This window comes from Saccharopolyspora sp. NPDC049426, from assembly GCF_040676935.1.
Classification (GTDB): domain Bacteria; phylum Actinomycetota; class Actinomycetes; order Mycobacteriales; family Pseudonocardiaceae; genus Saccharopolyspora.
This window is the reverse complement of sequence record NZ_JBFAPZ010000031.1, coordinates 1-8,047: the sequence shown is the minus strand read 5'-3', so window position 1 is coordinate 8,047 and position 8,047 is coordinate 1. Positions and strand designations below refer to the sequence as shown.

The 8,047-nt window shown below is 69.8% G+C and carries 5 protein-coding genes; all 5 read left to right on the top strand.

Features of this window, described 5'->3' with window-relative positions:
• Positions 1 to 577 precede the first annotated feature (577 nt).
• The 5 genes from hxlB (at position 578) to katG (ending at position 7,474) form a co-directional block, all read left to right on the top strand.
• Positions 578 to 1,183, top strand: a complete 606-nt coding sequence (gene hxlB, locus AB0J78_RS33305) for a 6-phospho-3-hexuloisomerase (RefSeq protein ID WP_363796037.1) — start codon at positions 578 to 580, stop codon at positions 1,181 to 1,183.
• A 45-nt stretch (positions 1,184 to 1,228) separates the two neighbouring features.
• On the top strand, positions 1,229 to 2,209 hold the full coding sequence (gene glpX / locus AB0J78_RS33300; protein WP_363796035.1) for a class II fructose-bisphosphatase: 981 nt from the start codon (positions 1,229 to 1,231) through the stop codon (positions 2,207 to 2,209).
• Positions 2,206 to 3,573, top strand: a complete 1,368-nt coding sequence (locus AB0J78_RS33295) for an ATP-dependent 6-phosphofructokinase (RefSeq protein WP_363796033.1) — start codon at positions 2,206 to 2,208, stop codon at positions 3,571 to 3,573. Before glpX ends, AB0J78_RS33295 begins: the two co-directional genes overlap by 4 nt.
• 258 nt (positions 3,574 to 3,831) lie before the next feature.
• Positions 3,832 to 5,232 carry a LytTR family transcriptional regulator DNA-binding domain-containing protein gene (locus tag AB0J78_RS33290; protein ID WP_363796031.1) on the top strand — a complete coding sequence of 467 codons (1,401 nt, stop codon included), beginning with the start codon at positions 3,832 to 3,834 and terminating at the stop codon, positions 5,230 to 5,232.
• Between the two features lie 22 nt (positions 5,233 to 5,254).
• The gene (katG, locus tag AB0J78_RS33285) at positions 5,255 to 7,474 is read left to right on the top strand and encodes a catalase/peroxidase HPI (protein WP_363796029.1); all 2,220 of its coding nucleotides are present in this window, start codon (positions 5,255 to 5,257) and stop codon (positions 7,472 to 7,474) included.
• The last annotated feature ends 573 nt before the right edge of the window (positions 7,475 to 8,047 follow it).

Below are 8,047 nucleotides of genomic sequence, written 5' to 3'. Positions count from 1 at the left end.
GTTCGAGGATGTCCACGTGCTCGGCGGTCTGGCGGGCCAGGGTCAGCGCGTCTTCGAGGGTGGCGACGTCCAGTGCTACCTGCAGCTTCACGGCAATCTCCTCAATTCGTGGTGCTCGGCGGATTTTCAGGGTTTCCGATCGGTTCCGCGCTTTCGGTCCGGAGTCGGAAACGAGCAACGACCTGTGACAGTGCACGGATCTCCACAACCCGGTCAACCGCGCCGGAACGAACGGACGCCACGGCGGAACAAACGGCCGGAACGCCCTTCCAGATGGCAATTCCCGCAGTGCTTCGAGGTCGCCGGAATGGTGATCTCCAGTCCGCTGACGAGCGCGAACGACCGTTTGAGCGGACCTGGGCGCCGTTCGTTCCACCCGGATGCCTGTTCGTGACCGCTCAGTTGACCGGATCTCGGCGTCCGTGCAGTCTCACAACCGCAGAATGCGTCCCGAAAATGCGACCGCGGGAACCGCGGATTCGCGACGAGGGCGGAATCCAGGAATGGGAACGCGCGATTTCACCATCGCGGATGAGCGCCTGGAGTTCTTCGACGAACGCAGTGGGGAGTGGCTCAGATGACCGGAACGGACACGGCTGACCAGAACACCGGCGACAGGCTCAACCCGCCGCACTTCAGCTACGCGACGCTGGCCATCAGCGGCGAGGTGGACCGCGTGCGCCGAGACGTCCAGCCCGCGGCCTGGGCCCGCGCCGGAGCGATGCTGCTCAACGCGACGGCGGTGTTCACCGTCGGCGGCGGGCGCAGCGGACTGGCCCTGCAGATGGCCGCGATGCGCTTCATGCACCTCGGGCTCTCCACGCACGTCGTGGGGGAGACGACCGCGCCGGCGATCGGCACGGGTGACGTCCTGGTCGCCGCGTCCGGTTCCGGCACCACCTCCCGCGTGGTGCGGGCGGCCGAAACCGCGCGGGGTCAGGGGGCGAACGTCATCGCGCTGACGACCGCGCCGGACTCGCCGCTGGCGAAGCTCGCGACCGAGGTGCTGGTCATCCCCGCCGCCGACAAGCAGGACTTCGAGGGCGAGGCGTCCGAGCAGTACGCGGGGAGCCTGTTCGAGCAGTCGGTGCTGCTGCTCAGCGACGCGCTGTTCCACGCGCTGTGGCGGTCGAGCGGAGTGCAGGCCACCGACTTGTGGCGGCTGCACGCGAATCTGGAGTGACCGGAGCCGGACATGCAGGCAGGCAGCCGAACCGAGGAGCCCGAGATGCACCGGACCGAACCGCGCACCCGCACCGACGTCCGCGCCCTGGAGGCGATCGCGCTGGCCGCCACGCACAGCGCGGCGATCGCCAGCCACGCCTGGGTGGGCAGGCACGACAAGAACGCGGCCGACGCAGCGGCGACCGAGGCCATGCGCCAGGTGCTCGCCGACGCCCCCGGCCGTGGGACGGTCGTCATCGGTGAAGGTGAGAAGGACGAGGCTCCGATGCTCTACAACGGCGAAGCCGTGGGCAACGGCCGCGGCCCGGACTTCGACATCGCCGTCGACCCGCTCGAAGGCACCTCGTTCTGCGCCAAGAACCACCCGGGCTCGATGGCCACCATCGCCTTCGCCGAGCCCGGAACGCTCTGGTCGCCCGGTCCCGGCTTCTACATGGACAAGATCGTGGTCCCGCCGCGGGCGAAGGGCGTCGTCGACCTCGCCGACACGCCCGAGCGGACCGTGGCCAACGTCGCCCGCGCCCTCGGCAAGCCGGTCGACCGGCTGCGCGTGGTCATCATGGACAAGCCGCGCCACCAGGAGCTGATCGCGCGGTTGCTGCGAGCCGGTGCGTCCGTGCACACCCCGGCCGAAGGCGACGTCGCCGGCAGTCTCGAAGTGCTGCTGCCGACCGGGGACGCCGACCTGCTGCTCGGCATCGGAGGCACGCCCGAGGGCGTGATGACCGCCGCCGCGGTCCGCGCGCTGGGCGGCGACATGCTCGGCCGTCTCGCCCCGCAGCGCGAGGAGGAAGCCGCCGCCATCCGCGCGGCGGGCATGGACGTCGACCGCGTCTACACCTGCGACGAACTCGTCGGCGGCGATGCGCTGTTCGCCGCCACCGGCGTCACCAGCGGGTCGCTGCTGAGCGGTCCCCGGGAGTCCGATGGCGCCGTGCTCGCGGAGTCCATGCTGATCTCCAGCGGCCAGGTGCGCCGCATCTCGCACACCGGCGCGCATCCGGTCAGAGGTGGGATCCGATGACGCTGCACCTGGACGACCTGCGCGTTCGCCACCTCGGCGAGTGCCGCCACGACTCGCCGCTGTCCGCGCTGCTCGCCGCCAAGCGGACCTCCCCGCACTACGTGGCCGAGGGCGACCGGGTCCTGCTGGAGGACACGGTGTCCATGCTCGCCGAGCACGGCCTCCCGCCCGAGGACCTGCCGAGCTTCGAGGCCGCCGGCCCCCGCCGCAAGATCTACTTCGACCCGGCGCGGGTCACCGCCGGAATCGTCACCTGCGGCGGACTGTGCCCCGGGCTCAACGACGTCATCCGCGGCCTCGTGCAGGAACTGACCGTGCAGTACGACGTCAAGCGCATCGTGGGCTTCCGCAACGGGCTTCGGGGCCTGACCGCCCGGCACCGCGACGACACCATCGAGCTGACGCCGGACCGCGTGCGCGACATCCACAACGCGGGCGGCACCGTCCTGGGCAGCTCGCGGGGTGGGCAGGACGCGGAGGAGATGGTCGACAGCCTCCTGCTGCGCGGCATCAACGTCCTGTTCGTCATCGGCGGGGACGGGGGCATGAACGCCGCGACGCGCCTGGCCGCGGCGATCCGGGCGCGCGGTCTGGACATCGCCGTCATCGGCGTGCCCAAGACGATCGACAACGACCTGCCCTACACCGACCAGTCCTTCGGGTTCCAGAGCGCGTTCGCGCAGGCGGCCAACTTCATCTCCTCGGTCTCCGTCGAGGCCGCGGCCAGCCCGGACGGGATCGGCATCGTGAAGCTGATGGGCCGGCATTCCGGGTTCATCGCCTGCTACGCGTCGCTGGCCCGCAACGCGGCGGACATCGTCCTCATCCCGGAGGTGCCCTTCGCCTTGGAAGGCGAGGACGGGCTGCTGGCCCGGGTCGAGCGGCACGTCCGGTCGAAGGGCTTCGTGGTCATCGTCGCCGCCGAGGGGGCGGGGCAGGACCTGCTCGCCGAGCGCGGACTGCTGGAGGGCGGCGCCACCGACGCCTCCGGCAACGCCAAGCTCGGCGACATCGGAGGGCTGCTCAGGGAGACCATCACCGCTCACCTGACGGCGGCCGGACTGGCGCCGACGGTGCGCTACATCGATCCGAGCTACGCCATCCGCAGCGTGACCGCCAACGCCTACGACAGCGTCTACTGCCTGCGCCTGGCCCACGCCGCGGTGCACGCGGCCATGGCCGGTCGCACGGAGACCGCGGTGGTGCGCTGGCGGCGGCGGTTCGTGCACGTGCCGATGCCGCTGATCATCAGCCACCGCAACCAGGTCGATCCGGACGGCGACCTGTGGATGTCGGTGCTCGAAGCGACGGGCCACCTCGTCCAGGATCCGGCACCGCACCACCCGCTGCTCGTCGAGGGGTGACGCGGACCACCGCTGGTTGTCCCCGGGCTGCCGCTCGTGCGCCGTTCGCCAGCGGTCGTCGCGTTCTGCTTGCCCCGGAAATCTCGCGCGACGTAGCTTTCGGCCCGAGGTCATCGAGACCGGAGCGCGAGACCCTCCAACGCCCGTTCGCCTCGGTATTCGTGACGTGCTCCCGACGAGCCGGCGGTTCGTCCCGGCACGTGAGTCCCCCGTCCGCACGCGTTCCGGGTTGGTGAGAAGACCAAAGGCGGTCCCCAGATGGTAGACATGCACCGGCTCGACCTCCCGGCACGCAAACCGCGCAAGGCCACGGTGTACGAGGCGTGGGAGCGCTTCGTGCGGGGTGAGGACGACGTCCACGGCGTGCGGCCGGAGGTGGCGCTGTCCTGGCACCGCTGCCGGGACCAGTACGGCGTCGACCCCTCGCTCACCGAGGCCCCGGTCGCCACGGCCGACGTCGACCACGCGCTGGAGCACGACGTCGTGTTCGCCGAACTGGGCTTCCGCGCGGCCTCGGTCGTGGACGAGGTGAGCAACATCGGTGGCGTGGTGACGATCGCCGACGCCTCCGGCCGGGTCCTGGCCGAGTGGGGCGACAAGGCCACGCGCGCCTTCGCGGCCAAGGCGAACCTGGCGCCCTGGTACTGCTGGTCGGAGTGCGCCACCGGCACCAACGGCATGGGAACCGCGCTGGAGACGACCTCTCCCGTGGTGATCAGGGGAGCCGAGCACTGGTGCCAGGCGTTCCACGACTGGACCTGCGCGGGCGTGGCGGTGCGCGACGTGGTGACCAAGGAACCGGTCGCGGTCCTCAACATCTCGTGCTGGCGCAGCGAGCTGCCCAAGGCCGCGGGTGCGTGGCTGAGCAACGCCGCCAGCAGGACGCAGTTCATGCTCCGACGCCGCGCCCGCGATGCCGGTGCCGAGCTGGTCGCGGCCTACAACCACGCGCGTTCGCGTTCGGGCGCGTCGGTGGCGGCGATGGATCCCGCCGGCCGCGTGGTGATCGCCGACGAGAAGGCGAGCGTGCTGCTCGGCGTGCCGAGCTCGACGCCGGCGCCCGACCCGGCGGTGCGGTGGAACCCGAGGCTGCCGGAGCTGATCAAGGCCGCCCGGTACGCCGCCAAGCAGGCGTCCCACAACCCCGCCTGGGTCGGATCCACGCAGGTCTTCACGCACCTCGCCGACGACCCGACGCCGATCAGCTTCCGTCCGGTGTTCCTGTCCGGGCACCTGGTCGGCAACCTGGTGTCCTTCGGGGTCTCCGAGGGCGAGCAGCTGCCGCGCGCGGACAGCGGGGGAGGTGCGCGCGGCCAGGACCACGCGCCGCGGATCGTCGCGAGCAGGGAGAACCGGATGGTGCTGCTGCGCCCGCCCGAGGTCTCCTTCGCCGAGTCGGAGGGCAACGACGTCTGGCTGTCGACCGATCAGGGCCGCCTGCGGGCGGCGACGCCGGCTCTGGACAAGCTCGAACGAGAGCTCGGCGGCAGCGGATTCCTGCGAGTCCACCGGCAGTACGTGGTGAACCTCGCCCGCGTCCGGGAGGTCGAGCGCGGTTTCAAGGGCGAACTGGCGCTGGTGATGGACACCGGCGCGGACGCGATGGTGCCGGTGTCGCGGCGGAACGCCCCGGCGGTGCGTCGAGAGCTGGGCATCTGAGGTTGCCGGGAGGGAGGTTCCGATGCCGGAGAACCCGGATGCGGTGGCGGTCAGCAGGAACTACGACCAGAGCGTGCGGCGGCGCGTTGTGCGGGTCCGCAACCACCCGGCGGCGGGTGGTGACAACCGCGACTGGTGGCCGGCCCGACTGGACCTGGGGATCTTGGCCAAGCACCACCCCGCGGCGAACCCGTTAGGGCCGGATTTCGACTACCCGGCCGAGTTCGAGAAGCTCGATCTGGATGCGCTCGCCCGCGACATCGACGAGGTCCTGACCACCTCGCAGGACTGGTGGCCGGCCGATTTCGGGCACTACGGGCCGCTGGTGCTGCGGATGGCCTGGCACAGCGCGGGGACCTATCGCCTCGGCGATGGCCGTGGCGGTGCGAGCTCGGGGATGCAGCGCTTCGCGCCGACCAACAGCTGGCCGGACAACCGGAACCTGGACAAGGCACGCCGGTTGCTGTGGCCGGTCAAGCAGAAGTACGGCCGCAGCATCTCCTGGGCCGACCTCATGGTCTTCGCCGGAAATCGCGCGCTGGAATCCATGGGCTTCACGACTCTGGGTTTCGCGGGTGGCCGCGAGGACGTGTGGGAATCCGAAGCCGACGTCTACTGGGGTCCGGAGCGCACCTGGCTGGCGGATGAGCGCCACACCGGTGTGCGGGATCTCCAACAACCGCTCGCCGCGGATGAGATGGGCTTGATCTACGTCGACCCGCAGGGGCCCTCGACGCTGCCCGATCCGATCGCGGCGGGCCGGGCGATCCGGGAGTCGTTCGGGCGGATGGGGATGGACGACGTGGAGACCGTCGCGCTCATCGTCGGCGGGCACACCTTCGGCAAGTCCCACGGCGCCGCCGATCTGCACCACCTGGCCGCCGAGCCCGAGGCCGCGGGGCTGGAGGAGCAGGGCCTGGGCTGGAGGAACAGCTACGGAACCGGCAAGGGGCCGGATGCGATCTCGACGGGGCTGGAAGGGATCTGGACGCCCACCCCGACGAGCTGGGACAACTCGTTCCTGGAGACGCTGTTCGCCTACGAGTGGGACGTCGTGCTCAGCCCGGCCGGGCTGTGGCAGTGGGTGCCCCGCGGGGACCAGGGCCACGGCACGGCCCCGGACCCCCACGACCCGCTGAAACGGCGCACGCCGACGATGCTGACCACCGACCTGGCGTTGCAGGAAGACCCCGACTACGCACCGATCGCACGCCGCTTCCTCGCCCGCCCCGACGAGCTGGCCGATGCCTTCGCGCGAGCGTGGTTCAAGCTCACCCACATCGACATGGGGCCTCGGCACAACTACCTGGGACCGCTGGTTCCGGTGGAGCGGATGATCTGGCAGGACCCGGTGCCCGAGGTTGACCACGAGCTCATCGACGACACCGACATCGCCGAGCTCAAGAACCGCATCTCGGCCAGCGGAATCCCGCTCCCGCAGCTGGTGTTCACCGCCTGGGCGTCGGCCTCGACCTACCGCGACAGCGACAAGCGCGGCGGAGCCGACGGAGCCCGCATCCGCCTCGAACCCCAACGCCGCTGGGAAGCCAACGACCCCGCCACCACCGGGCCGGTCTTGGACGCGCTGGAGGGAATCCGGGAGGTGTTCAACGCCGAACGCGGTGACGCCAAGCGCGTTTCGCTCGCCGACCTCATCGTCCTAGCAGGCTGCACCGCGATCGAACACGCGGCCGACGGCATCCCCGTTCCCTTCACGCCTGGGCGCACCGACGCCACCCAGGAGTGGACCGACGTCGACTCCTTCGCCGCGCTCGAACCCACCGCGGACGGCTTCCGCAACTACGTCAGCGAGAAGCCGCAGCTCCCGGCCGAACACCTGCTGATCGATCGCGCGAACCAGTTGAGGTTGAGCGCCCCCGAGATGACGGCGCTCATCGGTGGACTCCGCGCGCTCGGCGCCAACCACCGCGGCACACCGCTGGGAGTGTTCACGACCCGACCGGGCGAGCTGACCAACGACTTCTTCACCAACCTCCTCGACATGAACGTCGAATGGACACCGAGGTCGGTCACGCGCGGAATCTCCACCACCTTCGAAGGGCGTGACCGCGCGACCGGAGAACCGCGGTGGACCGCCGGCCGGGTCGACCTCATCTTCGGTTCGCACTCCGAATTGCGCGCTCTCGCGGAGTTCTACGCCGCCGAGCCGGAAGAGTTCTCGCGCGATTTCGTGTCGGCGTGGGACAAGGTCATGAACCTGGGCCGACCGGAATGTCGCTGACGTCGCTCGCATTCGAGGGGAATACGCTCGTGAAGGAACCGATTGACGCCCGAAGATGCCTTCTGCCAGGCGGAACCCGTCCGGTGAATCGATTCCTCGGACCGAGCATCCGACGGCGGAACGGAACTCCGGAGCACTGGGCGTCGAGGTTCGTCGGTTCCCAACTCCGTTGGGCGGTAGTTGATTCCGGGCGAGCGGTGCAGGCTCACCGGTGAGCGGTCACCTCTTCCGGAGTCGTTGCGAGAACCGTAAAATTGATGAGTATCACAGGGTGAATCGAACAGAAGTCAGGCCTGGCGACCACATTCGGAACCACCGTTTGACCGGGCCGACGAGTACCTGTGGCGAGGGAAGCTCTTTCAGCTCGCCGATCTCCACTGGTGGCAGCTGATTTTCGTCCCGCGCCGTTGCGACGACCGTGTCCGCATCCCGCGAGCACATCGGCGTGGCGTGAGTGATCCGGAATCGGGATTCGAACGAGGAGGTGAGGTCCGATGACTACGACTCAGGAACGTGAAGACCTTCTGAGTGAGCTCGGGTTGGATGCGCAGAACAGTGCGGCGATTGGTCGTG

Excerpts from the sequence above, each read along its gene's own strand:
- hxlB (WP_363796037.1), top strand. The coding sequence starts at position 578 with ATGACCGGAACGGACACGGCTGACCAGAACACCGGCGACAGGCTCAAC.
- glpX (WP_363796035.1), top strand. The coding sequence starts at position 1,229 with ATGCACCGGACCGAACCGCGCACCCGCACCGACGTCCGCGCCCTGGAG.
- AB0J78_RS33295 (WP_363796033.1), top strand. The coding sequence starts at position 2,206 with ATGACGCTGCACCTGGACGACCTGCGCGTTCGCCACCTCGGCGAGTGC.
- AB0J78_RS33290 (WP_363796031.1), top strand. The coding sequence starts at position 3,832 with ATGGTAGACATGCACCGGCTCGACCTCCCGGCACGCAAACCGCGCAAG.
- katG (WP_363796029.1), top strand. The coding sequence starts at position 5,255 with ATGCCGGAGAACCCGGATGCGGTGGCGGTCAGCAGGAACTACGACCAG.